Here is a 24,830-nt window from a genome sequence, read left to right as displayed (position 1 = left end):
TTCACAGTCGATCGTCAGTGCTCCGGTCGATAGCGGTGAGATGTACCTACGTCTCCCAGTCGTAAGTCACTGGTTAGCTTGGGAAAACCGGTCGGCGAGTGTATCTCACTGGATGCTGATTTAGCGAGTGTAACCAGTGCAGTAAGGAGTCACTGGAACCGCCTCGAACTGGCGACAGTTTGACGCGGTTAGAGTTCCGGAACTGCTGTAAACAGGAGGACAAACGCGTTCACGGTCAGCAGCGCCAGCACGACCCACTGGAAGATACGCTCGGGGATGTGGTCGAAGATGTAGACGCCGACCCACGCACCGAGGAACACCATCGGAACGGCTATTGCGGCCTCGATCATCAGCGGCGTCGTCACGGCCCCCGTGTACGTGAGGCTCCCGAGACGATACAGCATGAGCGTCCCGAAGAAGGCTGTGAACGTGGCCTTCATTTCCTCATCACTCCAGAACCCGCTTGCCGACATGAACGCCCCGTAGACGATCATCGGCGGGCCGGGGACGGCGACGGAACCGCCGAAAATCCCGGCGAGTAGGCCGGCCGTCGCGCCGACTATCTTCCCCGGCCGGTAGTCCATCTCCTCGATCCAGTCGGTGACGACGTCGAGTTGCTGGGTCGCGCCGACGATAATGACCGCGAGCACGAGAACTGCGCCGATGGCGACACGCATCTGTGCTTTGTTGAACTGGCTGAACACGTAGATGCCGAGCGGCATCCCGACGACGAGGCCGCCGACAGGGACGATCCACTTCTCCCAGTCGAACGCCTCTCGAACGCTCCACCAGACGCGGGCGTTACTCACGACCGCCGTCGCCGTGAAGATGATCGAGGCGCTCGAAGGCGACCGGAACAGCGGCATCAGGCCCATCGACACTTGTGCGAAGCCGAATCCGGCGATCCCGTGAATGGCGGACGCCACCAGAATGACGACCGTAGACAATCCCGTCGTCACCCAGTTACTCGTCATCGGTACCGCCTCCACGAGCGAGTTAGCGTTCGCATCTTTGCAGGCGATATTAAGCCTTCCTCGCTTAGACTAATTGTCCCTAAGAACCGCAAGGAGACGTCCCCTATCACATTTTAAAATCACACCTCGACTGCGCCACGAGTTTCTGTTTCCAACTCGAGGATAGTGATCCTCGGCCGTCATGTCCAATCTTCTGCGACACAGTGTTCGTAGAGGGTCTTGTTCGGTATTTCGAATAGTAACCACAATCAATGAACAATAGGAGGACGTATCTGCAACTGCGCCACGATGAACGGGAACGAGAACGAGACGTCCATCGGTGAGCGGAAGTCCCTCGGTGGCGATCCTGTCAGCGACGGCGCGGGCGACCCAGACGTCGTCTTCGCGCACGTCAGCGACCTCCACGGGCAGCTCACGCCACGCTACCAGGTATACTACGATAACTCGACGTCGAAACCGAACTTCGAGTTCGGAGACGACGACCGCGTCATCAAGCGCGGGGGCGGCGTTCCGCTCCTCGCAGCCAAACTCGAGGAACTCCGCACGGACCACGATATCTGTACGCTGATGAGCGGCGACACGTTCCACGGCTCCGCCGTGACGACCTACACCGACGGGCGGGCGATGCTCGATCCCATCAACGAGCACATCGACCCCGACGTCTACGTCCCAGGAAACTGGGATTACTCGAACGAGGCTGCCGAGGACGGCAACTTCGTGGAACTGATGGACGAACTCGACGCCCCCGTCCTCGCGAACAATCTCTACGACTGGGAGACCGACGACCGACTGTACGACGCCTACGAACTCCTTGACGTTGGGGGAGTTTCGATCGGCGTCGTCGGGATGACGAACGTCTACGTCGACCGGATGGCGCCAGCGTTCTACGAGGGAAAATACCGCTTCGGCAAACACCCCGCGCTGCTCGAAGAGTCAGCGCATGCCGCCCGTGAAGACGGCGCGGATGTCGTGGTCGCCGTCACCGAGATCGGCCTCCCGTGGATGGTCCAGGCCGCCAAGGACTGCCCGAGCGTCGACGTGATGTTCAGCGCGCACACCCACGAGTACACCTACGACCCGATCGTCGTCGAGGAGACCGAGACGGTGGTCGTCGAGTCGGGGATGGGCGAGGCACTCGGCCGTGTCGGCCTCCGCGTACGCGACGGTGACGTGCAGTTCCGACACCACCTCTACTGTCTCACCGAGGACGGCGAGCACACGCCGGAACCGGACGCCGATGCACAGGAGACGGTCGAGGCCGTTCGCGAGCCATTCTTTGCGAACGACCCCGGGTTCGAGCGGGGAGCTGGAACGCTCGACCGTCCCCTCGATACGATCGTCGGGGAGACGAAAACGTCGCTCTACCGGCAGTCGTTCCTCGAGAGCGCCTGGAACACGCTGTTCAACGACGCACTGCAGGCGCACTTCGACACCGATCTCGCCGTCTCACACGGATTCCGGTACGGGACCGCTATCCCGCCCGGCGAGATCACGCTCGGCCAGCTGTACACGTTTTTCCCGATGACCACGCCGGTCGCTCGCGGCGTCGCCTACGGCCAGCAGCTCACGAATCACATGGAGGAGTTCCTCGAGGACAACTTCACCCCGTATCCCTACGACCAAGAGGACGGTCGAGTCCGGAACTTCTCTTCGAACGTCGAGGTGACCGTCGACCCGACGGCCAAGCGTGGGCGTCGCCTCGTCGAAATGCGAATCGACGGCGAGCCGGTCGACCCCGAGGAGACTTACTCCGTGGCAACGTTCCGCCGGCCCGGCGACCCCGAACGCGACCTGGGCAACTGCGGGTTCCCGTTCCAGGACGTTCAGGTGGACGACGAGACGATTCCGGTCGACGTCATCGTCGAGTACCTCGATGAGCGCTCGCCGGTCGACTACGAGGTGATGGGACTGGTCGAGACGGCCGACGACGGCGGCCGCGCACAGAACACGCCCGCCGACGGGCCGTATCCGTTCATTCAACCGGGCGTCGACTACCAGGGCGGAGAGGCCTACTGCGAGACGGCGATGATCCCTCGTGGGAATGCCTTCCCTGAAGAAGGGCGTAACCACAAGCGCTAGACGACGACAGAGCCAACGACTCAACAGTAGACACGGGCAGAATACAGGTGAGAGATAATGGTCAAGAACATCACTGCGGAACAACTCGCGGAGAAGATCGACGCCGATGAACAGTTCACGCTCATCGACACGCGGCTCGAGGACAGCTTCGAAGCTGGACCGTGTCGACAACCGGAAGGAGTTCGGACTCTGAGACATCGAGCGTCGCCATGGCGTTTTCACATGCCTTGAACTCGATGCCCGACTCCGCGAGGGATCGAACGAGGTCCGCGTGCTCGGTTTCGCCCTCGACGTAGCCGAAGATGGCCCGCATGTTGGCGACGAATCGGATCTCGCGGTTGTTGACCGTCGGGTCCTCCAAGAGGTTCTTCGCGTTCATCAGCGCCATCTCTTGCTCCACCACGTCGTCGCCCGAGAGGTGAAGGACCGTCCGGGCCGCCGGCCCTGACCGTTGCCCGTCTCCTCGCCTATCCGACTGGCGGAATTGGCGTCCTAGTGTGCGCGACCGGTCTCCGAAGCACCGATCGCTCCGCTCGGGACCAGTGCTCCTGTTCCCGCAAGGTATTGTCTTCTATTTACAATAGAGGACACGACAATGTCGCCAAAGATCGCTTTGCAGGTAAACGAAGGGACCGTCAGTTCGCCCACGGCTACAATCTGCTCACCTGTGCCGGACTCGTCGGCTCATCACCGGACGCTTGCGTAGAGACGGTGGAGACGCCGTCGGTGATAGAGGATCGTGATCGCGACGAGAAATAGGACCGTTGCGATTTCGTACCCGTACCGTCCAACTACCAAGACCAACGAGGAACCGCTGGCACCGCCTGCGAGCAACGGGGCGAGTACCGGTCCGACGCACGCCGGACACGCAGCGGCTCCAATAACGCCCCCGATCGTCGACCGGGCGAGTTCGAGGAGCGCATCGTAGACGAGATAGGCCAGCGCGGCCAGTCCGATCGCTTGGTACGGAACGATCGTTAACGCGATCCACTCTCCGGTATACATCAGTACCGGGCTCCAACCCAGCGATCGACCCCACGTGATCCCGATCCCGCTCGGTCCGGTTATCTGTTCCATGAGCGGCGTACTCGATTGGAGTAACCCCGAGAGGTAGAACAGCACTAGCAGATACGCCGCGACAACGACTGCGGCGAAAATTCGAAAGCGACGCTGTGCTGGGGTGGGTTGAGTGTGCCAGACGACCCAGACAGAGGCAGTACTCCAGATAAATGGGATCAAAAAGAGTGTAACTCGATGTCCCGTCTCCCCAGTGGCGTACGCAAACGAGAGTCCGGCGATCACCTGGACCGCAAACAGCAGGTTCAACCACGTGCTCGCCACCACAAACCGTTCGAGAGCGCCACCGTTGAACACAGATTTCGCCATCGCTTTCGGATCCGTCGTGCTCACAAACGTATCCTGGACTCGGGACCGTTAAAAGCCACCTGACTGCTACGTGTGAGACGTATTTCAAGTCAGTACCTTTCGGAACGTCACTCCTCTATTCGAATACGACTGATCGGCACCGCTACGATCAGGAGTACGGTTACGGACCACGATCACGTCAGTCGACCGTCTGTCGCGCGCTCGCCTTGAGCGCCGGCAACTGACCGTCCGTCGAGCCGGATCACGGCGTAGCAATCGACGATGAAAAACACACCCGAAAGGTGGAAGCCGACGTACCAGAGGAGAACGCCTCCTGGCCCTCTGGCCAGACGTGGTGGATACTGAGGTGCTAATGATTCAGCTCGAATTCTGTTGAACTCTGTATCGCGATACCGGATACCGTACCAGGCGCCCTCGATTTTTGCTTCGACCAATCACAACTGGTACAGTGACGTCTTGCTTACTATCAAGCATGAACAAGTACTCCGGTCAATCGAGGTGGAATGGATGAATCGTCGGCAGGTCGATGCAGTAGTCGGGTTTCTCGTCGCTGCCGTCGTTATCATCGGTGGAGCGCTCAGCTGGCAAGCGTACCAGCAGCAGCGAGCCTTTGACCAGATGGGATCGATGATGGGGACATCGATGGGGGCTGTCCACGGGACGAATCCGCTCTGGTACGTCCTCGGGACACTGCTCGTCGCCGCTATCCTCGGTGGACTATATTTTGCCGTCCGTGACGATCTCTCAGTAGCTGATGCAAGTGATCAACCGCTGAACGAGTCACAAAGCGCGGCCAACATGGAGGTCAACGGCTCGCCGGAAGGTGACATTCAATCGGATGGCGCGATCAATCCAGAAGAACAGCCTCGAGCCCGTGTTCTTGACCTTCTCCCGAACGATGAACGCCGGATTCTCGAGCCAGTCCTCTCCTCGCCAGGCATCACCCAGGTTGAATTGCGGGATCGCTCGAACTTCTCGAAGAGTAAAGTGAGCCAGACGGTCAGTGCTCTCGAGAAGCGCGGCCTGCTGTACCGCGAGCGCCAAGGACGGACGTATCGGATTTATCCGAGTGACGACCTGCGGCAGAGTCAGAGTTAGCACCAGGTCAACTACCCCACCCTAAGCCCCTTCGGCGCTGTGAGGGTGGGGCTTGTCCGTGGACTCGGCGTCAAACCCTTCCGGGTGGGCGGTGAATCCGCCACTCGGCGTCACAGTCCCAGACTTCAGGGCAAGCTGACTGTTGCCCGTCCGCCGAGACGACTGTTGGCCCCGACGGACATACCGCATCCCGATATTCTTCGCTGCGTTGTAGTCCGCGTTCGCTTCCGACTCGCACTTCACACATCGGAAGTCGGTGCGAGTCGGGCGATTTTCGTCAGCGGTAAATCCGCACTCGGCGCACCGCTTCGATGTGTACGCCGAACCCACTTGCTTCACCGATATACCTTCTGCTTCGGCCTTATACTCCACCTGTTCGTATAGCGTTCGGAATGCCCACGTGTGACCCCACGACGCTCCCGTGCGGTCGCGGATATGGGTTAAGTCCTCGAACGCGATCACGTCACACTCGTATCGGAGTGCTTCATCTACAATCGCGTTGGACGCTTGGTGGAGTACGTCGCGGATGTATCGAAGCTCGCGGCCACTCGACTGTTCGAGTGTTCGATGGGCGCTTCGCGTCCCGGTCTGTTGGAGTCCGGCGCGCACCTTCTCAAACTCGCGGAGGTCGTGTGTTAACTCTCGCCCGCTGACGAAGGAGGCGGTGCTTGTGACGGCGAGGTTTTCGATACCGAGGTCAACCCCGAGGACCGTTCCGTCCTCGACGGTGTTCCGCTCGGTGTCGTTCTTGGGTCGGCGGAAGCCGATATGCAAGAAGTAGTCGCCATCACGGGCGGTGAGCGTACTTTCCGTAACGCTCCATGTGTCCGAGTCGAGGTACTGCCGTTGGTAGCCATCGTCGGCGTCGGGCAGAGCAAGTTCACACCGGACACGACTCTCCGTGGTGGAGAGAGACACTGTGCCGTCATCGAACAGCGTCATGGTCCGGGTGTCGTACTTCACCGTGGGTGCGGTGAACGTCGGCTTGCTCACCTTCTTGCCTTTCGTCCGACGTTCAATACACCCAGTGATGGCTTGTGCGGCTTGGTGGGTGGCGAGAATCGCGTGCTGACTCCCGAGGTTGGTGTGTTCGCGCACGTCGTCGTAGGCGAGGGGCTGTACGTCGCTTTTTGTGTTACAGTTGCCCCACGCCATGTCCGTGGCGATTTGGCAACCACGCTTCCACTCGGAGATAGTTTCCTCAAGCAACTCGCGTTGCTCACCGTCTACCGAGAGGCGGGTGATTGCCGTCCGACGCACGTAGTCGTCTACCACATATTCAATGTAGGCAGGTGGCTAGTTATAATCTGGCGTTTGTGTCCAATACAAACGCGCTCCTCCCCTTCCTACTCACTCGCTTCGCTCGTTCCTTGAGGAAGGGGACTCCGCGCTACCGCATCAGTTGAAGCAACCATACATACACCTTGAGAACGACTAGCATCCATGGACGAAACGGAGGAGAACGAGTTCGTGGCCGACGACTGGGCGACGCTCCAGCGGCTCCTGTTCCGGGACTCGTGGAACGAGGAGCTCGGACGCCATCGGTCGCCGTACGTGTTCCGCGGCATGACCGACACCGATCACGATCTCCGGACGTCGCTCCAACGGTTTGTCGGCAATTCAGAACAGTGGGACCTCGAAGTCCATTTGCTCCGGAACTTCCGGCAGTACGCCCGCCAAGACATCGATCAACCGGAGTCGCCGTTCCACCTCATGGCACTCGCCCAGCACCACGGACTCCCGACGCGGCTCCTCGATTGGACCTACTCGCCGGCGGTCGCCGCATACTTCGCGACGGATGGTTCAGCCGACACCGACGGTGTCGTCTGGGTGGTTGATTACGAAGCGGCTCACGAGCGACTGCCCGATTACTTCCAGAAGTTCCTCGATGAGCTTGGAACGAACATGTTCAACGCCACGATGCTCTACGATCTCATGACGCGGGTCATTGAGCAGACGAGAGAGAACGACAGACAGTTAGCCGACCGACGCACGCTTCCGATGCTCGATGTTAGAGATGTCCTTGAGGAGTTCTCCGAACAAGGAGATGAGGACTACATCGTTTTCTTCCAGCCACCATCGATCGATCAACGCATCGTCAATCAGGCGGCGCTCTTCTCCAGTATGGCGAATCCTCGAACCTCAATGAACGAGTGGCTCAAAGATCATCCGGAACTCTACTGGAAACTTATCATTCCTGCCGAGCGTAAAAACGAGTTTCGCGATAAACTGGACCAAGCGAATATCAATCACCGAACGTTGTTCCCCAACCTTGACGGAATCGCGAGATGGCTCAAGGAGTACTATAGACCGAGCACTTCGCAGTGACTGCACGGAAAAAGGGGAGATGGAACTGCTGGCCAACTACTCAGTGTCGTCCGTGATGGTGCTTCCCACGGCGATGGCACTTCTGGCGGTGATGGGGACTCCGTTTCGTGGGTTCCTCCTCAGCCCGTTTGGCCTCGCTCGCCGTTTCGGAATCGACGTCGATTCGGTTTTCGACGTCCGCTATCGAATCGTTCTCCAGCAGTGTCTCCAGTCGGCGTTCGAACTCCGTGTCGTCGATTTCGCCAACTGCATACTGCTGTTTGAGCGTCCCTAGAGCCTGTTCCTTATCAGCCGACGTGCCCGGATTCGATTCGGAACTCCTCGTTTGACTCGCTGATTCGCGATCTCCAAACACCCACGCCGTACCGGCCACGACGAGAAGCGCAAAGGGCAACCAGTACCAGGCGATGTTCGGGGAGGCAAAGAGGAGGCTGCCACCGAACACTATCAGGCCAACCATCCAGAGACGACCTACCCTACTTCTTTGTATTGTATCCCCCATACAATACTGTTACAGTTTCACCACCAAAAGCGACACGGTACTTCGGGGCACTCGTCGCGGTCATACCGATCGTTCGCGAGGGCGAACACGTGCGGATCCGGATGGTGAACCGCAGCCCGGTGCTTCACCCGATGCACCTCCACGGTCACTTCTTCTAGGTCGGCGACGCGGTCAAGGACACCGTGATCGTCCCGCCCCACATGGGCGAGGTGACCATCGACTTCCTCGCGAACAACCTGGGCGACTGGCTGTTCCACTGCCACAATCTATACCATCTCGATGCAGGGACGGCAAGTGTCGTGAAATACGTCGAGTGACTCGGTTGAAACCCTGGTTCGGGATTTTCACACCGGAATGTGGTCGTAGTCCTGTCTCGGGAGAGAACGGGTTGCGGGCCAACCCGGCGAATTCGAGCCGGATGAACGGTCCTTTTTCTGAAAAACGATTAGAACGCTCTATACACGTTCTCGAACGTTCTCCTGTGCGGGTTCACACCCATCGCGATAACTCCCAAGCAGTCCTACGAGTAACCGAGGAGAAAGACAATGACCAACTTCACCATCGGCCGCTGGCTGCTCGTGGCGCTCGCGATCATCGGACTCGCGTTCGTCGCGCCCGTGGTCAGCGCACACGGCAACGAAACGACTGCTAACGACGCGCCCCCGTACGATGGGAATGCGACCGCAGACGACTGGGCGGCCTGGATGGAGGCGCAGATGACCGAGCACATGGGTCCTGATAGCGTCGAGTGGATGGAGTCGCACATGGGTGCGACCGTCGACGAGATGGCCCAGGACATGGCTGACGACGACTACAACGGCGGGATGTACGGGCAGGGCCACTGCTGACGGTCCCTGACCGTACCGAACGTATCGAACGACCTCAACAACTCACCCACCACCACACGACAATGACCCAACTCACCACTCACCTCGGACGCACCGCTCGTCGACTTACGCTACTCGCTGCCCCCCTGCTCGTCGCGGCGACCGGAACGGCTGCCGCCCACGGTGGCGGTAGCTACGGCGGCGGCATGATGGGCGGCGGCTGGGGCCTCTTCGGCGGAACGATGGGTCTCTGGGGGCTCCTCTGGATGGGATTGCTCATCGCGATCCCGCTCTACCTCGTCTTGGCGCTCACAAGGCGTGGCCGAGATGGTACCGATGAACAGCCGCTGTCGGTCCTCAGAGAGCGCTACGCGAGCGGTGAGCTCTCGGACGACGAGTTCGAACGGCGGCGCGAGCAACTGGAACGGGCCGGATGACGCTTCGGGAATCCGTTCCAGCACGTGAACCCCACTCGCCGCGACCGCTCCGGGCCCCCATTATTAAGTGTGCTAATAGCGTACTATATTGGATGACATATACAATTCAAGAGCCAGTGTCCGGTGACTTCGACCAGGTAGTCGAGACGACGACCGACGCACTCAAAGACGAAGGATTCGGCGTCCTCTGTGACATCGACGTGCAGGCGACGCTCGAGGAAAAACTCGGCGAGGAGTTCCGACAGTACCGCATCCTCGGGGCGTGCAATCCGGGACTGGCCCACGAGGGCCTGAACGAGGAGATCGAACTCGGTGCGCTTCTCCCGTGTAACGTCATCGTCTACGAAACCAACGATGGCGAAATTATGGTGAGTGCTGTCGATCCGCAACAGCTGGTCGGTATCGCCGACAACGAGGCACTCGACTCGATAGCGACTGAGGTCAACGATAGGTTCGAACGCGTCCTCACCAGCGTCGGCGAGGAACTTGAGTCCCCATCGGAGGCCTGATATCGATGTCCTCGTCGAGCCAACTCGACACAACGACCATCATCCTCCTCATCCTCGGGGCGATCATCGTCCTTCCCCTGCTCACCATGGGGATGGGATTCGGCGGGATGATGGGATATGGTGGAATGATGGGCGGGTACGGAACGACCAGCGGGTGGTGGCCACTCGTCGGGATGCTCGTCCAGCTAGTCTTCCTCCTCATTCTGCTCGGTGGGGGATACCTCGTCTTCCGCCGGGTGACGGAATCGCAGTCGTCGCGGAATCCCGCGATGGAGGAGCTTCGTACTGCGTACGCCCGTGGCGATCTCTCCGACGAAGAGTTCGAAAGCCGTCGGGATAAACTCGAACGCTCTGAGTGAATCGATCCCGACCCCGGGTGTCTCCTCGAGTCCAGAATGTGCGACTCGAACAACCGCTCCGGGGCACCCTCCCGTCAGCGACCTTCGAATCCGAACACCGAGACCGACTCAGCTTTCGAATACTAGCAGAAATGTGCAAAAGGTACACGGCCATACTATCCACTATGACCGAAGTACTCCTCTTCACCCAAGAGACGTGCGGGGCGTGCGCAACGCAGCGAGAGAAAAACGAGGGTCTCGAGGATGCGTATCCGGACGTCGAGTTCCAAGAGGTCGACATTCAGAGTGATCTTGAGACGGCCGAGGAGTACGGCGTCCGGAAGACGCCCACAACGCTCGTGTACGCGAACGGGGAACAGACAGCCGAGTTCATCGGAATCGTCGAGCGGGACGACCTGGAGGCAGCTATCGAGAGCGCAGACCAGCAATCGACCGGAATCGCGCAAAGGTTCGCCAGCATCCTACGCGGATGACGGAAACCGAACAATGAGATAATGACCTACAGTAGACGCCAGTTTTTGGGAGCGCTCGGAGTCGGGGCAGCGTGAGTGCAGGACTCACCCGGCCAGCTGCTGCACAGGAGACGCCCGTCGTTAGGATGGGCAACAACTACTTCGACCCGATCGAGCTCCACGGCGACCCCGGCACGACCGTTCGCTTCGAGGTAGCGGCTGGAGCACACTCGGTGACGCCGAAGTTCTCGACGGCTGTCCTGTCATTGAGGTCCTCTCTTATCGTCTCGCAGCCCACCGCTCTTCGCGTATGTTTTGTATCCCCATATAGAGAATAGCCATGCTCATCACTAGTGCACCTCCGAGAAGCAGAGTCAGGCTGAGATCATGCAGTAGTCCAATGCCATACGTATGGCTGATGGTCTTACTCGCAACCGAAATACTACCTATGAGTAGCATGATACCGAAGGCCGCTCTGAGTTCTGTGTCATCGAGATGATCAGTAAGCGTCGCTCCGATCTGGGTTCCGACTGTACTACCGATAAGCAGGGGGAGCAACATGGCGAAATGAATTGCGCCCCGTTGTCCGTATGCGAACGCCCCATAGGCGCTCGAAATGGTGATTTGAAAGATATCCGTGCCAACGGCGACAGCCCCTGGCAGTGCTAACCCATACATGAGTGCTGGCATCATTAAGAATCCGCCACCGACACCAAGAAATCCAGAGAGGCCTCCAATGAGCACTGCGAGTAGTAACACGACCCAGATTGAGATCTCTGTGCCTCCTCGAAAAGAAACAGTCGGAGGTATGGAAATTTGCTCGAGGGCTCTCGAGGATGGACTCACGATAGTTCTCTCTTCTTCGAGTGCAGGATGTCGCCCGTCATGGATGACGAACACGCCAACTGCTGCAAGCAGTATGACATACAATACGCTCACTACGAGATCAGCGAGTCCAAAACTGACTAGTACCAGTAGTACTCGTTTCCCGATTTCAATGCCGACTGTCATCCCGACGATCAACAGCAGACCGAGCCGGTAGTCGATATGACCGAGATCACGGTGAGTGAGAGTCGCAATAAGGGATGTCCAAAAGACGAAGGCGAGTCCAGTCCCGACGGCAGTCGGGGCAGAATGACCAAGAACGAGAAGCGCAGGAGTGACAAAGAAGCTGCCACCCATCCCAAAAAACCCGAAGAGAATACCGACGGTCAAGCCAAACACGACGAAAAGCATGATTAGCGGGAGGGTCAATTCGAAGAGACTCATACAGCCACGTACAATCGCAGACGCCACAGTTGTTTCTTCACTTTCATTTGAATGTAGCATGAACCACCTTTTGCAACGGTTCGTGACCCCGTCACGGCCCTATGCTATATCATGGACTAGGGCAGTGGTATGACAAGTGAAAAAATTCGAGTACCACAGATTGTTGGCGTTGGATTGAAACAGCTCGCGGGCCTTGAATCGATTGTCGCGTACTCCACGGCGCGACACACCCCCCGAACCCCACACATGCCCGCGAGCGGGCGTTTTCCACTTTCCGTGCCGCTCGCGGTGTTTCACCTACTCCATATCGAGTGAGACAATAAGACGACCAGCGACGGGCTCGAGCGATGCTGTATAGCGACTGTACTAACTGCTGTACTCGATTGTTTAATTGGGAGATACAACGCCATCAGAGCAGCGCGACCTGTACGAGCGAGAGCACCACCAGAGGGACGTGGAATGTAGCGTGGGCCACCGTCGCCGCCTCGAGGCTCCGCTGCCAGTACAACCACCCGAAGATGACGCCAGCGATCTCATTCAGGAGAACCGTTTGGGCGATTAGTGCCGGGGTTGAGCCAACAGACTGGGCGCTTATCGATCGGTAGCACTCGTTCCCGCTTGTGAACGTCGCACTCCTCAAAAGCAGCAATCGCACTGGCCGCCACCCAACAGTTGAGGCCATGGATCGCTAATTGCAACCGATACCTGTGTCGAACACTGACCGGCAGCACGACCTCGTCATCTGGGGGGCAACTGGCGTCGCTGGCCGCCTCGTCGCCGAGTATCTCACTGCCCAGTATACACCGGACCAGCTCTCGCTCGCACTCGGCGGTCGCAGCGAGAGACGACTCCAAGAAGTGGAAACAGCACTCGGAAAACGGCGTTCTGCGTGGGATGACATCCCGATCGTTCTCGGCGACGCGACCGAGCCGGAAAGTCTTCACGCCATCGCCGAAGATACGCGTGTCGTTTGTACGACGGTCGGCCCGTACACGACGTATGGCACACCACTTGTCGAGGCATGCATCGCCGCCGAAACGGACTACTGTGATCTGACGGGCGAGGTGAACTGGGTGCGGGAGATGATCGACCGATACCACGACGACGCAGTCGAGGCAAGCACTCGAATCGTCCACAGCTGTGGCTTCGACTCGATCCCAAGCGATCTCGGTACGAAACTCGTTCAATCGTTCGCCATCGACGAGTTCGGGACGCCGTGTGATATGGCACACATCTACTTGGAGGACAGTCGCGGGAGCGTGAGCGGTGGCACGATGGCCAGTGCAATCGAAGTGTTTCGTGCCGCGTCGACCGACCCGCTGGCCCAGCAGACGCTTCGGAACCCCTACTCGTTGGCACCGAAAGGTGAGCGCGACGGCGTCGATCCGGGCGCACAGTCCAGACCGAAAAAGGATCTACTCCGATCGGTGTGGACGGCTCCGTCGCCGATGGCGATGATAAACGAACGGGTCGTTCGACGCAGCAACGCGCTACTCGGGTATCCGTGGGGACGTGAGTTCGAGTGCACAGAAGTGCTGCCCCTGGGCGACGGCCTCGGCGGCCTGGCACGTACAACCGCTGTCTGGGCGGGGCTCACGGTCGCTACTGCTGGGATGGCGTTCGGACCGATACGAGAAGGACTCCGTCGATTCGTGTTCCCGGAGCCGGGCGAGGGGCCGACGAGAGAACAGATCGAAAACGGGTATTTCACCGTTCGCGTACTCGGCCGTGGGACCGCCACTGACGGCCCGTTCGTCGTGGAGAGTCAGATTAGCGCCGATTGGGATCCGGGGTACGGCGCGACCGCGAGAATGCTCAGCGAAGCTGCGATGTGCCTGGTACGCGACCAGACCGACTCACCGCTCGCGGGTGGGATTCTCACGCCGGCCTCAGGTATCGGTGACCCGCTTGCTGACAGGCTTCGCCAGGCGGGACTGGATGTGGCGGTTGACGTGTGGGATCGTCCGCCCGCGTAAGACGTTCAACGCTGCGTTCGCGTCACGCTCACACTCAACTACTGAGGATTGGTAGGGAAGACGAACACCGGTCTGTTCTCGACTGGTTGAACACCCGTGACTCCTCCGGAGCCCGGTTCTTCGGTGTCCGACCTTGAATCGTCAGCGTCGGGACTGACGACGCTACCCTCGGGTTTGAGTTGTTCACGAAATTCGTCCTGTACTCCGGTAGTCACTCCATGATAACACTCACGGTTGCCCGGAACCCAGGGTCAACTGCACGAGTGTGAATCGTCGTCACGTACGTCCTAGCACGCACCCCAGTATCGCCAGTTGGCGGTGCCCAGTCCGAGTTACTCCACTCCGTAACACGTTCTCGACGAACAACTGACCGTCATCCTGACTTTGCCAGTATCAACCCACACAAGACACTCGTACGTCCCTCTACATCGTCTACCAGTGAGCATTGATATAGCCTGAAATTAAGGTTAACGTGTTATACAGCGTCTGCTACTGTCGATCCAAATCACGTTGGGGTAAATCTTGACTAAGTACGGTCACAATACAGAGTTACCAATGACGTCCCAACTCAGCGACGATACTGTCCACGCACTCCTTTCCGATTCCCAGCGCCTCCATCTCCTGTCCCTGCTGAACCGTAACGGTCAACAGAAGATTGACGAGCTCGCTCGCAAGCTCGCTGCTCGAGAGCAAGACACGCGCCCAGCGAACATCAGTGAAGAAACGCAGCAGCGTATCGCTATCGAACTTCACCATAATCACCTCCCACGGCTCGCCGAACACGATGTTGTCAGCTACGATCAGGATGAGGTCGTACTGATGGATGTCTTCGACGAACTCGAGTCATATCTCAATGGTCAGACGGACGACGTTCCAGCCTTCGGGCAACTACTGTCAAGTGACTAACGGCGTCACCACTACGAGACTTGGTTTTCTGAAAAGGTTCGGGTAGGAGACACCCCCATCGAAGTCTTCAACCACTCTGTTCCTCGATGCAGCAAACGACAGTACCAATGAACCAAATCACAACTGTTCTGTATAAGCCTGGGCGCGGTGGTGGGGTTGTCACAGGATCGTGCCGCGCCCGCAGTCACACAGCAGGTGGATGGTCAGTAATGTAGGGTGCCTGTGCATTTGGACGCCGATACGTCACGTGGTTTGTGGGCACGCGACAGTGAATATGTTCGGCCCGACCCATATAAACAGTACTTCGATTCTAAGTAGTTTAGAATCGTCACTCGTCCCCATATACAGACTATAGCACCCAACAGCCGCCGCTGGCCGCCTACTGTGTTTCTCGAAACATAGTCTCTGGAAACCGCGAGCGGTACAGGAACGGCTCGACGTTCGGCCGAGCGGAATGACTCAGATTAGTCTCTACCTCCTCGTCTATGTCTGATCGTTGTTGCACCAACCACTGACGAAAGTGCGCTTCAGAACACCAGTAGCAACGCTGCGAGCGAGACCACGCTGCTGACCAGCAACGCCAGCAGAACGACGATGGCAGGCACGGGCCCCGTGTTCCGGAGATCAGCCAGCTGAATCTCGGTTCCGAGGCCGACAAATGCGAGCAGGAACAGCCAGTTCGAGGCGTGTTCGAGGGACGCCTGCTGTGTCGCAGAGAGAATGTCGGTACTCGCGACGAGCGCGAGCGCGAGCATTCCAAGAACGAATTTCGGGAACTCGTCCCAGAGCGTCCGCACCGACGGACGGCTCCCGGCTCCGGACCGAGCGTAGTAGCTCGCGTACGCGAGGGCAACGACGCCGATCAGTGCGTTTCGCGAGAGCTTTGTCATCGTCGCCCACTGGCCGGCCACCTCCGAGTGGGCGAACCCGACTGCGACGACCGGCCCCGTCGAGAACATGCTGACGCCGGCCCAGATACCGAAGACCGTCCCCGAGAGGGCCAGCAGGTCGCCGATGATCGGATAGACGACGATCGTAATCGCGTCAAACAAGAGGACCGTCGCCGCCGCGTAGGCGACCTGATCTTCGCGCGCGCTGATGGCACCGGCGACCGCGACAACCGCCGAGACACCGCAGATACTCGCACCGGCCGCGAGCAGCGAACTGAGCCGTTCAGATAGCCCGAAGACAGTTCGTGCGAGGAGTTCTACAACGATGAGTGTGAGCAGAGCGACGGCAATCACGACGAGGAAGACGCGACTACCGACCTCGAGGACGGTTGCGACCGATATCGACGCGCCCATCAAGACGATCCCGGCTCCAAGCCACAACTTGTGAGTCACGAGTCCGGGCGTGAGTCGTGCTGGAACGCCGACGACGTTCGTCGTGACAGCGCCGAGTGCGATGGCGAGTAAAAGATCGTTGGCACCGAGCAACAGTGCGAGCGTCCGCGCCAACACCGCGCCGAGGCAGAGGGCAAGCACTCCCGGCAGGAGACGACGAACGGTCATCTCGTTACCAAGGGATCTGGATCTTGAGCGTGCTGACCAGTGCGACGACCGTTCCAGCCACGATAGTGCTCTTCCAGCCGCGTTCCAGCCTCGACCAGCGAGCGGCCCCGGGTTCGACGACCGACCGCCATCCATCGATCGACATGTATACCGGGTCCAGACGCCATCACAGTTAATGATTGCCGAATCTGTCGTAGGTGTCGGAAAATATTGCCACAATAGAAGACGGGAACGCCGGATAGTAACGAGGGAGTCGCCTGCTCGAGAGGGGCCGTTAGAAATGATCTGCTGTCGGCTTGCACCTACTACGATGTGATCGATATCGCGGTTACGCCTAGGAAATCACAAAGAGTATCTTAATCTGTCCCCAGGTAAGGACAACAGCGTCCATGCCAGAGAGAACATCTCGTGTTAGCGGGAGGTGGGTCCTTCTCATACTCGGTGGACTCTATATTGTGCTTGCCGCCGGCTGGCCGCTTTTAGTACCTGGCACTCAACCACTCGCTCACATCACACTGCTCGCGATCCTGGTCGGCGGTTCTGGATTCATCCTCCTCGCGGCAAGCTATTGGCTGCCGCAGACTAGTATTCGGCCTGAGAGCTTCCAGACTATCGTCCAATGGTGTTTCGGTGCGATTGGCGTAATACTCGCCATTTTGCTCCTTATTGCGCTCATCGCTGAATTCGACAACATCATCCAGAACGTGCTCATCCTCACGGCGCTTGCCAGCATCGCTGGGTGTGCCACGGGCTTCCAAAACGCGAAGGCACAGACTCGCGCGCTGAATGCAGAGGAACGACGGGACGAAGCCGAACGCTACAGCCAGGAGCTCAAACGATACAAGACGATCGTCGAAACCGTCAACGATGGGATCTACATAGTTGACGAGGACGGCCACTTCATGATGGTCAACGATGCGTACACAGACCTAACTGGTTACTCCCGAGAAGAACTGCTTGGATCACACGTCTCGTTGGTCGCTGACGACGAGACTATCGAACGAGCGAGAGAAGTGGAAACGGAGCTGTCGAAGGGACGAGTCGGCGAGCCAGTGATGGAAACGATGTTGCGAACGGCAGACGGTGAATTCGTTCCCGCAGAGGCGACGTTTTCACTCGTGCCCGATGACGAAGACAAACGAATCGGCGTCGCCCGTGATATCTCCGAGCGCAAAGAGCGCGAGCGGGCCCTCGAGGAGAGCGAGGCGAGGTTCCGGATGCTCGCTGAGAATCTCGACGAAGTGGTGTGGCTATCCGACTCCGAGACGCGGGAGGTCCTCTACACTAACCCTGCCTACGAGGAGATCTTCGACCGTGACCGTGAGTCACTATACGACGATCCCACCGCGTTTCTCGAGGCGATTCACTCCGACGATCGCCGACGTGTCGCGCAGGCATACGATGCCCTTCCAGACGAGGGATTCGACGAGGAATTCCGTGTCGTCAGGACCGACGGTGAGGTTCGATGGCTTGACGTTCAGGCCACTCTCGTCCGTAACGATGGGAAAAACCGCGTCGTCGGAATCGCCGAGGACATCACCGAACGCAAGAAGCGAGAGCAGGCTCTTGAGGAGTCCGAGCGACGCTACCGAACGCTCGCTGAGAACTTTCCGAACGGTGCGGTCGCGCTGTTCGACGAGGATCTGCGTTACACGGCCGTGGGTGGCCAGCTTCTGAAAGCGGAAGGCGTCGACCCTGAAGACCGGGTCGGGCGCAGCGTCTACGACCTCTATCCGGAGGAACTCATCGATCAAGTCGAGCCCTATTTCCGCGCCACCTTCACAGGCGAGCTGAATACGTTTGAGACCGAATACCTCGATCGACACCTGCTTAATCAGACCCTGCCAGTCAGGAACGCCGACGATGAGACCTTCGCCGGGATGCTCGTCGTTCAGGATATCACAGAGCGCCGTGAGTATCAGCGCCAACTTGAGGAGTCGAACGAGCGGCTGGAACAGTTCGCATACGTCGTCTCACACGACCTCCAGGAGCCGCTCCGAATGGTCACCAGCTACCTGCAACTCCTCGAGAAACGTTACGGCGACGCCTTCGACGAAGATGGTGAGGAATTTCTTGACTATGCCGTCGACGGGGCCGAGCGAATGCGTGAGATGATCGACGCGTTGCTCGAGTATTCCCGGGTCGAAACGCGGGGCGATCCGTTCGAGCCGACGGATCTAAACGCAGTTTTCGATGACGTGCTCGAAGATCTCCAGCTCCAGATTGAGGAGGCCGACGCCGAAATCGCCGCTGAGGATCTCCCCTACGTCGAGGGTGACGCGAGCCAACTGCGGCAGGTGTTTCAGAACCTGCTCGCCAACGCCCTCACCTACAGCGGCGACGAACCACCACGGGTTCACGTTGGGGCCGACCGGCGGAGCGAGGAGTGGGTAATCTCAGTCAAAGACGAGGGGATCGGGATCGACGCAGAAGACACGGATCGCATCTTTGAGGTGTTCCAACGGTTGCATTCTCACGAGGAACACGAGGGGACGGGCATCGGACTGGCACTCTGCCGGCGGATCGTTGAACGTCATGGCGGTGAGATCTGGGTCGAATCTGAACCCGGTGAAGGATCGGCGTTCTCGTTTACCCTCCCGTCGGTGGAAATGGGCGAGAAAAGCAATTGACCGACGGTATCGTACTGATGCTTTGATTGCTCGAGGCTATTTTCTCGGCTCCTAGCTCACCGAGGTGACGTCCATTATGCGGCGTAGACGACGGTGCTCAGAGACGGCACTACCGGAATTTAAAGCGTTAGTATGTGTCACAGGGTAAGAAACTCAGTTCCCGTCTGACCACCACCGAGCGCATAGATCACGAACGAGGATTCCTTCTGGCCCGGCATTCCAGGTGCGCCGGCTGGCATCCTCGGGAGTGCAATGCCATCGATATCGGGTTTTTCTCCGAGCAGCGTCGCGATCACTTCGGCGGGGACGTGTCCCTCTACGACGTACTCGCCCACGGTGAGCGTGTGACAACTCCGGAGATCGCTTGGGACACCGTGTTCGCGTTTGATCGCGTCGATATCGTCAGGGACGGTCTCTGTAATCGTACCGTCGACGTTGTCGCGGAGATACGACGCGTACTGTTCGCAGCAGCTACACCCTGGCGAGTTGTACTGGCGGACGGTCGTGACGGCGATCGGCTCTTCGATATTCCACCGATTCCTGTCGCCACCGCCTGCGCATCCGGCGATACCGACTAACCCGGCGGTGCCACCGACGCTGAGCAGCCGTCGACGGGTCCACTGTGCTCCCATTACGCTCAGATAGGCCGGGTCTGGTTAAACGTGGTCGAGTCAATTCCTGCGACACAGGAACGACTGTGAGTGCTCAAATCACCCATTTACCGGCCGCTTCGGAGACCCACGAAAACGATACCACATGGGATCCCGCTACGGAGACACCATACATCCATCACGCCGGATGCCGTACTGGCTCGTAAGAGTGCACGCATGGACGATCACGAACGCCCACCGGATGGCGAGGAACCGGCCGGCGACGACCACCACCATCACGATCACGGCCCGTCCGAGACCGACGAAGAGTCGCGGGTCGAACAGTCGATGCTCGAGGAGGAGGCCGAAGACGCCGACGAAGCGAAACGCAAGGTCGAATCCCGACACGGTCACGAGCATGGCGGGGGGCATGGGCACGAACGCGGTGAAGATCACGGAGCCGGCGGCCACGACCACGGCGAAGCACATGAGGGCGACGGGCACGGCGACCACGGCGGGATGCACGAGGGCCACGAGACGATGTTCCGTCGGCGATTCTTCGTCTCAACCCTGCTCTCGATCCCTGTCCTGCTGTACAGCGAGGCGCTGCAGGAGTGGCTCGGCTTTTCCGTCCCCGCGTTCCCCGGCAGCGAGTGGATCAATCCCGTCTTCGCAGTGATCGTCTTCGCTTACGGTGGAGTTCCGTTCCTTCGGATGGCCGCTCCCGAACTGAAAGACCGGTCACCGGGGATGATGACGCTCATCTCGATGGCGATCACCGTCGCGTTCGTCTACAGCCTCGCGAGCGTCGTCGTTCCCACGGAATCGGCGTTCTTCTGGGAACTCGTCACGCTCATCGACATCATGTTGTTGGGCCATTGGATCGAAATGCGCTCGGTTCGGCGTGCCTCCAGCGCACTCGACGAACTGGCGAAACTCATGCCGGACACCGCCGAACGGCTCACCGAAGACGGCGAGACGGAGGAGGTGCCAGTGAGCGAACTCGAGGAGGGAGACCTCGTTCTCGTCCGTCCCGGCGCGAGCGTGCCCGCCGACGGCGTCGTCGAGGACGGCGATTCGGAGGTAAACGAGTCGATGATCACGGGCGAGTCACGCCCCGTCTCGAAGGAACCCGGCGACGAGGTGATCGGCGGGACCATCAACGGCGACGGAAGCCTCCGAGTCCAGATCGATGCAACGGGCGAGGAGACAACGCTCGCGGGGATCATGCGCCTCGTCGAGGAGGCCCAGGGGAGCAAGTCACGAACACAGGTACTCGCTGATCGAGCCGCTGGCTGGCTGTTCTACGTCGCACTCGGCGCGGCGGTCGTGACCGCTCTTGCGTGGTCCGTCGCGGTGTCGTTCAACGCGACGGTGATCGAACGAGTCGTCACCGTCCTCGTCATCGCCTGTCCGCACGCGCTCGGGCTCGCCATTCCGCTCGTGGTTGCGATCAACACGTCGCTGGCTGCGCGCAACGGGATGCTCGTTCGAGACCGCATCGCCATGGAAGAGGCGCGGAATCTGGACGCGATCATCTTTGACAAGACTGGAACGCTCACCAAAGGGGAACACGGCGTGGCCGACATGGCGACCGTCGACGGCGTCACCGAGGACGACGCGCTGGCGCTCGCCGCGGCGGTCGAGAGTGACTCGGAGCACATGATCGCACGGGCCATTCGGGTAGCGGCTGCCGATCGAGGCGTCGACGTACCCGCTGCAGACGATTTCGAGGCGATGAAAGGACGAGGAGTCCGAGCGAACGTCGATGGCGACGAACTCTACGTCGGCGGTCCGAACCTCCTCGACCACCTCGAGAACGACGTTCCGTCCTCCCTACGAACGTTCGCCGATAAGGCCGGCGGGAACGCACAGACCGTCGTCTATCTCGTTCGGGAAGGGGACCTGATAGCCGCCTTCGCCATGGCCGACGTGATCCGTGAGGAGAGCTACCGAGTTGTCGACGCACTTCATGAACTCGGCATCGAAGTGGCGATGCTGACCGGCGACTCTCGAGATGTGGCAAATGCGGTGGCCGACGAACTGGGTATCGACACGGTCTTCGCCGAAGTGCTGCCCGAGGATAAGGACAAAAAGGTCCAGGAGCTCCAAGACCAAGGGAAACTCGTGGCGATGGTTGGTGATGGCGTGAACGACGCGCCCGCACTGACCCGGTCGGATGTCGGCATTGCCATCGGAAGCGGAACGGATGTCGCCGTTCAGTCGGCCGATGTCATCCTCGTTCAGAATAACCCGATGGACGTTGTCCGGCTCGTGAAACTGAGCAAGGCGAGCTACCGGAAGATGCAGGAGAACATCGTCTGGGCCGCGGGCTACAACGTGTTCGCCATTCCGCTAGCCGCGGGCGTGCTCGCTCCGATCGGCATCCTGTTGTCGCCGGCGGTCGGCGCACTCCTCATGTCACTGAGTACGGTTATCGTCGCGATCAACGCACAGTTGCTCCGTCGGGTCGATCTCTCCGTGCCGAGTCTCCCCGGTGTCTCGCCGACAGGGAAGGCCCAACCGGCAGACTAGTCGGTCACGGACCGGCGGCAGAACAAGAGACTGGTGGATGAAGAGGCTGGTAGGAACTTGGCAACTATACGGCTCAAACCTTCTCTGGGAAAAGGAGTCGCTGAAATTCAATTCGAGTACTACCGCAGTAGCGATGCCGAAAGGGCGAGCACGGATGGTGTCTTTTGCACTCGAGTCGCTTGTTCACCCTTGTGCATCATTTCTTGCGTCGCCCTATCTGGCGATCGAACTGCGGATCAATACGACACTATAATCGGTTTCGAATCGTATCTGATGCTGCGAAATCGTTCCGGGGACGCGTTCCAGCAGACAGAGACTATTCCTCATTTCGGCTATATACTGTAGTCATGGATGGCAGCATATGATGTCATCATTGCTGGCGGTGGGCCGGCAGGCCTCCAGTTTGCAAGAGAACTCGGACACCGGTCTACGTATTCGGTCGTGCTCCTCGAGCGGAACGCACACCTCTCTGACAACGACAAGTCAACCGGCGGTACCTTCCACCAGGTCGTACAGGGATACGACATTCCAGAGTCCGTCATACTGGATACCACTTCCAGCGTGGTCTTCGAGGGGCCCGAAGCAAGCGAACGCCTCCCGATTCCGAACTACGTGCTCGACTTTCCCGCGTTCCTGGAGTTTCTTGGTGACGATGCCGAGGAACAGGATGTTACCATCTTCACCGAGACGCGCGTTACCGAGCCAATCCTCGAAGACGGAGCCGTAGTCGGTGTTCGGGCTGCCCAGAACGGTTCCGTCAAAGAATTCTACGCAGATATCGTCGTCGATGCAACGGGTCCCGCTGGCGTACTGACAACCCAGCTCGGGATGTGGGATTCCGAGGCTGCGCAGCGGGGGATCGGAATGGAGTTCCAGGCACGAGGAGCCTTCGACTGTGACTCAATGCTGTTCCGATTCGATCACGACTTCGCCCCCGGAGGATACGCGTGGGTCTTCCCAGCGGGTGACGAGGTTTTTAAAACCGGCGTTTGTTGGGTGAATGACTTCTATGAACAGCATCGGCCCGAGGATAAGGAGAAAATCGATTCATATGTCCGCCACTGGGCAGAGGCCGATTCACGCTGGGAAGTCGACGAGATCCATGCCGTACACGCGGGCGTAGTCAAGTCCGACAACTCGATCAATCGACGGGCGGGAGACGGCATCGTCGCGATCGGAGATGCGGTTTCGAGCCTCAATCCCCTGTTCGGCGAGGGAATTCGACCCGGAATGGAGTCCGCAGAGATGGCGGCCGATATCGTATTAGAAGCGCTCTACGAGGGAGATACCTCTCGCGGGACACTCTCGGCATACGAGGAGCGATGGAACAGGGAGAGGGGATCGAAATGGAAGATCCAACGGATAGTCGGGGAACTGCTCTACGACTTTGACGCCGATCAGCAGAACGCGTTCGTCCGGAACGTCGGTCGATTGTCCGATGAGCAAGCGAGACGACTGCAACGGTACGACTTAACGATTCGCGATCTTATGTCCCTTTATCCGTTCAGGCCGAAGGACCTCCTGAAGGCACCGGCCTTACTGCGGCATGTCCAGTAGACAGGCACGCGCATTCCAGGCTTCGGTTACGTAGGAACTGTCCGCTTCACAGACGTTCTTCCGCTACTCGGCGTAAACCACGCGGAGGTTTGTCCCTAGTTTCCTCCGTACGATTTGTCGATAGGGTTCGGGAAGAGCTGATGTCGGTTATTGACGGACCCCGTTGCCGTAGCATGAATTAAACGGTGGCAGACAGTGGTCCTGCTCGACCGATACTTATGTTCAATCCGGTAATACAGTTAGTATGCCCGTCGATCCAGTCTGCGGCATGCAAGCGAGTAACGGAGATGAGATCACTGCCAAGTACGAGGGAACGACGTACTACTTCTGTTCAACTGACTGCCAAGACTTCTTTGAAGAGCACCCAAAGCGATTCCTCGACGAGCCACATCCACATCTGAGCGAGGCAAGCAGTGTTCCGATACCGCGTTTGCCCTACGGTCGTGCGGGTGGGGAATTCGACCTGTTCATCGCCGAACCGGGATCGTTACACGTTGACGATCGCGTCGAGTTCCGGAAGACGCTCACCGACGACGATGTACTGATGTTCGCCGAGGCGACCGGGGATACGAACGCGCTTCACCTTAGCGACTCGTTCGCCGAGGGAACTCGTTTCGGCGGTCGTATCGTCCACGGGACGCTCGTCTCGGGACTCATCAGTGCGGCCCTCGCGTGCTTTCCGGGCCTAACGATCTACCTCTCGCAGAATCTCGAGTTCCGTCGCCCGGTCGATATCGGTGACACGCTGACGGCCCAGTGTAAAATTGTCAACGAACTCGAAGACGACCGGTACCGACTCACCACGCGCATCGAAAATGACACTGACGAGATCGTCCTTGATGGGACGGCAACGGTGCTGATCGACCCTCTCCCAGAGTGATGCGTCCAAACAGGTAAATTAAGAG

At 59.0% G+C, this 24,830-nt stretch carries 24 protein-coding genes and 1 pseudogene; 16 read left to right on the top strand and 9 right to left on the bottom strand.

What is annotated here, in order from left to right; translation table 11 throughout:
• Positions 1–188: 188 nt before the first annotated feature.
• Entirely contained in the window at positions 189–974 is a 786-nt protein-coding gene (locus NDO75_RS06630) for a sulfite exporter TauE/SafE family protein (RefSeq protein ID WP_310905361.1), read from the bottom strand.
• 288 nt (positions 975–1,262) lie between these two features.
• On the opposite strand from NDO75_RS06630, the gene NDO75_RS06625 reads away from it, so the two are divergent.
• Entirely contained in the window at positions 1,263–3,053 is a 1,791-nt protein-coding gene (locus NDO75_RS06625) for a bifunctional metallophosphatase/5'-nucleotidase (RefSeq protein WP_310905359.1), read from the top strand.
• Positions 3,054–3,174: 121 nt separating this feature from the next.
• Here NDO75_RS06625 and NDO75_RS06620 read toward each other — a convergent pair whose 3' ends face one another.
• Together NDO75_RS06620 and NDO75_RS06615 are read right to left on the bottom strand one after the other, a co-directional pair.
• Positions 3,175–3,441 (bottom strand): hypothetical protein, encoded by a 267-nt coding sequence (locus NDO75_RS06620; protein WP_310905358.1) that lies wholly within the window; start codon positions 3,439–3,441, stop codon positions 3,175–3,177.
• Between the two features lie 299 nt (positions 3,442–3,740).
• The gene (locus tag NDO75_RS06615) at positions 3,741–4,130 is read right to left on the bottom strand and encodes a hypothetical protein (RefSeq protein WP_310905357.1); all 390 of its coding nucleotides are present in this window, start codon (positions 4,128–4,130) and stop codon (positions 3,741–3,743) included.
• Positions 4,131–4,946: 816 nt separating this feature from the next.
• Here NDO75_RS06615 and NDO75_RS06610 point away from each other — a divergent pair.
• Positions 4,947–5,537, top strand: coding sequence for a MarR family transcriptional regulator (locus tag NDO75_RS06610; protein ID WP_310905355.1), 591 nt, complete (start codon positions 4,947–4,949; stop codon positions 5,535–5,537).
• A 21-nt stretch (positions 5,538–5,558) separates the two neighbouring features.
• On the opposite strand, the gene NDO75_RS06605 is transcribed toward NDO75_RS06610, so the two are convergent.
• On the bottom strand, positions 5,559–6,812 hold the full coding sequence (locus tag NDO75_RS06605) for a transposase (RefSeq protein WP_310905354.1): 1,254 nt from the start codon (positions 6,810–6,812) through the stop codon (positions 5,559–5,561).
• 168 nt (positions 6,813–6,980) lie between these two features.
• Here NDO75_RS06605 and NDO75_RS06600 point away from each other — a divergent pair, with 168 nt between their 5' ends.
• On the top strand, positions 6,981–7,865 hold the full coding sequence (locus NDO75_RS06600; RefSeq protein WP_310905353.1) for an FRG domain-containing protein: 885 nt from the start codon (positions 6,981–6,983) through the stop codon (positions 7,863–7,865).
• Positions 7,866–7,905: 40 nt separating this feature from the next.
• Here the strand turns inward: NDO75_RS06600 and NDO75_RS06595 are convergent, their stop codons facing one another.
• The gene (locus NDO75_RS06595) at positions 7,906–8,367 is read right to left on the bottom strand and encodes an SHOCT domain-containing protein (protein WP_310905351.1); all 462 of its coding nucleotides are present in this window, start codon (positions 8,365–8,367) and stop codon (positions 7,906–7,908) included.
• A gap of 77 nt (positions 8,368–8,444) precedes the next feature.
• Here NDO75_RS06595 and NDO75_RS06590 point away from each other — a divergent pair.
• From NDO75_RS06590 to NDO75_RS06560, 7 genes and pseudogenes are all read left to right on the top strand, one after another.
• Positions 8,445–8,684 (top strand): annotated as a pseudogene (locus NDO75_RS06590) (multicopper oxidase domain-containing protein); the annotation flags it as partial.
• A gap of 228 nt (positions 8,685–8,912) precedes the next feature.
• On the top strand, positions 8,913–9,215 hold the full coding sequence (locus NDO75_RS06585) for a hypothetical protein (protein ID WP_310905350.1): 303 nt from the start codon (positions 8,913–8,915) through the stop codon (positions 9,213–9,215).
• Positions 9,216–9,277: 62 nt separating this feature from the next.
• Positions 9,278–9,631, top strand: a complete 354-nt coding sequence (locus tag NDO75_RS06580) for an SHOCT domain-containing protein (RefSeq protein WP_310905349.1) — start codon at positions 9,278–9,280, stop codon at positions 9,629–9,631.
• A gap of 92 nt (positions 9,632–9,723) precedes the next feature.
• On the top strand, positions 9,724–10,140 hold the full coding sequence (locus NDO75_RS06575) for a DUF302 domain-containing protein (protein WP_310905348.1): 417 nt from the start codon (positions 9,724–9,726) through the stop codon (positions 10,138–10,140).
• A gap of 5 nt (positions 10,141–10,145) precedes the next feature.
• A complete protein-coding gene (locus tag NDO75_RS06570; RefSeq protein ID WP_310905347.1) occupies positions 10,146–10,499 on the top strand; it encodes an SHOCT domain-containing protein in 354 nt (117 codons plus the stop codon).
• Between the two features lie 164 nt (positions 10,500–10,663).
• Positions 10,664–10,972: a thioredoxin family protein gene (locus tag NDO75_RS06565; protein WP_310905346.1), complete on the top strand. Its 309-nt coding sequence runs from the start codon at positions 10,664–10,666 to the stop codon at positions 10,970–10,972.
• Positions 10,973–10,993: 21 nt separating this feature from the next.
• Positions 10,994–11,047 (top strand): twin-arginine translocation signal domain-containing protein, encoded by a 54-nt coding sequence (locus NDO75_RS06560; protein WP_310905882.1) that lies wholly within the window; start codon positions 10,994–10,996, stop codon positions 11,045–11,047.
• 183 nt (positions 11,048–11,230) lie between these two features.
• On the opposite strand, the gene NDO75_RS06555 is transcribed toward NDO75_RS06560, so the two are convergent.
• The gene (locus tag NDO75_RS06555; RefSeq protein WP_310905345.1) at positions 11,231–12,220 is read right to left on the bottom strand and encodes a sulfite exporter TauE/SafE family protein; all 990 of its coding nucleotides are present in this window, start codon (positions 12,218–12,220) and stop codon (positions 11,231–11,233) included.
• A gap of 707 nt (positions 12,221–12,927) precedes the next feature.
• On the opposite strand from NDO75_RS06555, the gene NDO75_RS06550 reads away from it, so the two are divergent.
• Together NDO75_RS06550 and NDO75_RS06545 are read left to right on the top strand one after the other, a co-directional pair.
• Positions 12,928–14,196, top strand: coding sequence for a saccharopine dehydrogenase NADP-binding domain-containing protein (locus NDO75_RS06550; RefSeq protein WP_310905344.1), 1,269 nt, complete (start codon positions 12,928–12,930; stop codon positions 14,194–14,196).
• A 555-nt stretch (positions 14,197–14,751) separates the two neighbouring features.
• The gene (locus NDO75_RS06545; protein ID WP_310905343.1) at positions 14,752–15,102 is read left to right on the top strand and encodes a hypothetical protein; all 351 of its coding nucleotides are present in this window, start codon (positions 14,752–14,754) and stop codon (positions 15,100–15,102) included.
• Positions 15,103–15,629: 527 nt separating this feature from the next.
• Here NDO75_RS06545 and NDO75_RS06540 read toward each other — a convergent pair.
• Positions 15,630–16,613 (bottom strand): putative sulfate exporter family transporter, encoded by a 984-nt coding sequence (locus NDO75_RS06540; RefSeq protein WP_310905342.1) that lies wholly within the window; start codon positions 16,611–16,613, stop codon positions 15,630–15,632.
• A 4-nt stretch (positions 16,614–16,617) separates the two neighbouring features.
• A complete protein-coding gene (locus tag NDO75_RS06535) occupies positions 16,618–16,758 on the bottom strand; it encodes a hypothetical protein (RefSeq protein WP_310905341.1) in 141 nt (46 codons plus the stop codon).
• Between the two features lie 511 nt (positions 16,759–17,269).
• On the opposite strand from NDO75_RS06535, the gene NDO75_RS06530 reads away from it, so the two are divergent.
• The gene (locus NDO75_RS06530) at positions 17,270–19,243 is read left to right on the top strand and encodes a PAS domain S-box protein (protein ID WP_310905340.1); all 1,974 of its coding nucleotides are present in this window, start codon (positions 17,270–17,272) and stop codon (positions 19,241–19,243) included.
• A gap of 137 nt (positions 19,244–19,380) precedes the next feature.
• On the opposite strand, the gene NDO75_RS06525 is transcribed toward NDO75_RS06530, so the two are convergent.
• A complete protein-coding gene (locus tag NDO75_RS06525; protein ID WP_310905338.1) occupies positions 19,381–19,875 on the bottom strand; it encodes a DUF411 domain-containing protein in 495 nt (164 codons plus the stop codon).
• Positions 19,876–20,070: 195 nt separating this feature from the next.
• Here NDO75_RS06525 and NDO75_RS06520 point away from each other — a divergent pair, with 195 nt between their 5' ends.
• The 3 genes from NDO75_RS06520 to NDO75_RS06510 all read left to right on the top strand — a co-directional run bounded on the left by NDO75_RS06520 (position 20,071) and on the right by NDO75_RS06510 (position 24,805).
• On the top strand, positions 20,071–22,368 hold the full coding sequence (locus NDO75_RS06520; protein WP_310905337.1) for a copper-translocating P-type ATPase: 2,298 nt from the start codon (positions 20,071–20,073) through the stop codon (positions 22,366–22,368).
• Between the two features lie 351 nt (positions 22,369–22,719).
• Entirely contained in the window at positions 22,720–23,925 is a 1,206-nt protein-coding gene (locus NDO75_RS06515; RefSeq protein WP_310905336.1) for an NAD(P)/FAD-dependent oxidoreductase, read from the top strand.
• Between the two features lie 244 nt (positions 23,926–24,169).
• Entirely contained in the window at positions 24,170–24,805 is a 636-nt protein-coding gene (locus NDO75_RS06510; protein ID WP_310905335.1) for a MaoC/PaaZ C-terminal domain-containing protein, read from the top strand.
• Positions 24,806–24,830 lie beyond the last annotated feature (25 nt).

Source organism: Natrinema sp. 1APR25-10V2 (assembly GCF_031626495.1).
Taxonomy (GTDB): Archaea; Halobacteriota; Halobacteria; order Halobacteriales; family Natrialbaceae; genus Natrinema.
This window is presented reverse-complemented; position numbering and strand designations above follow the sequence as displayed.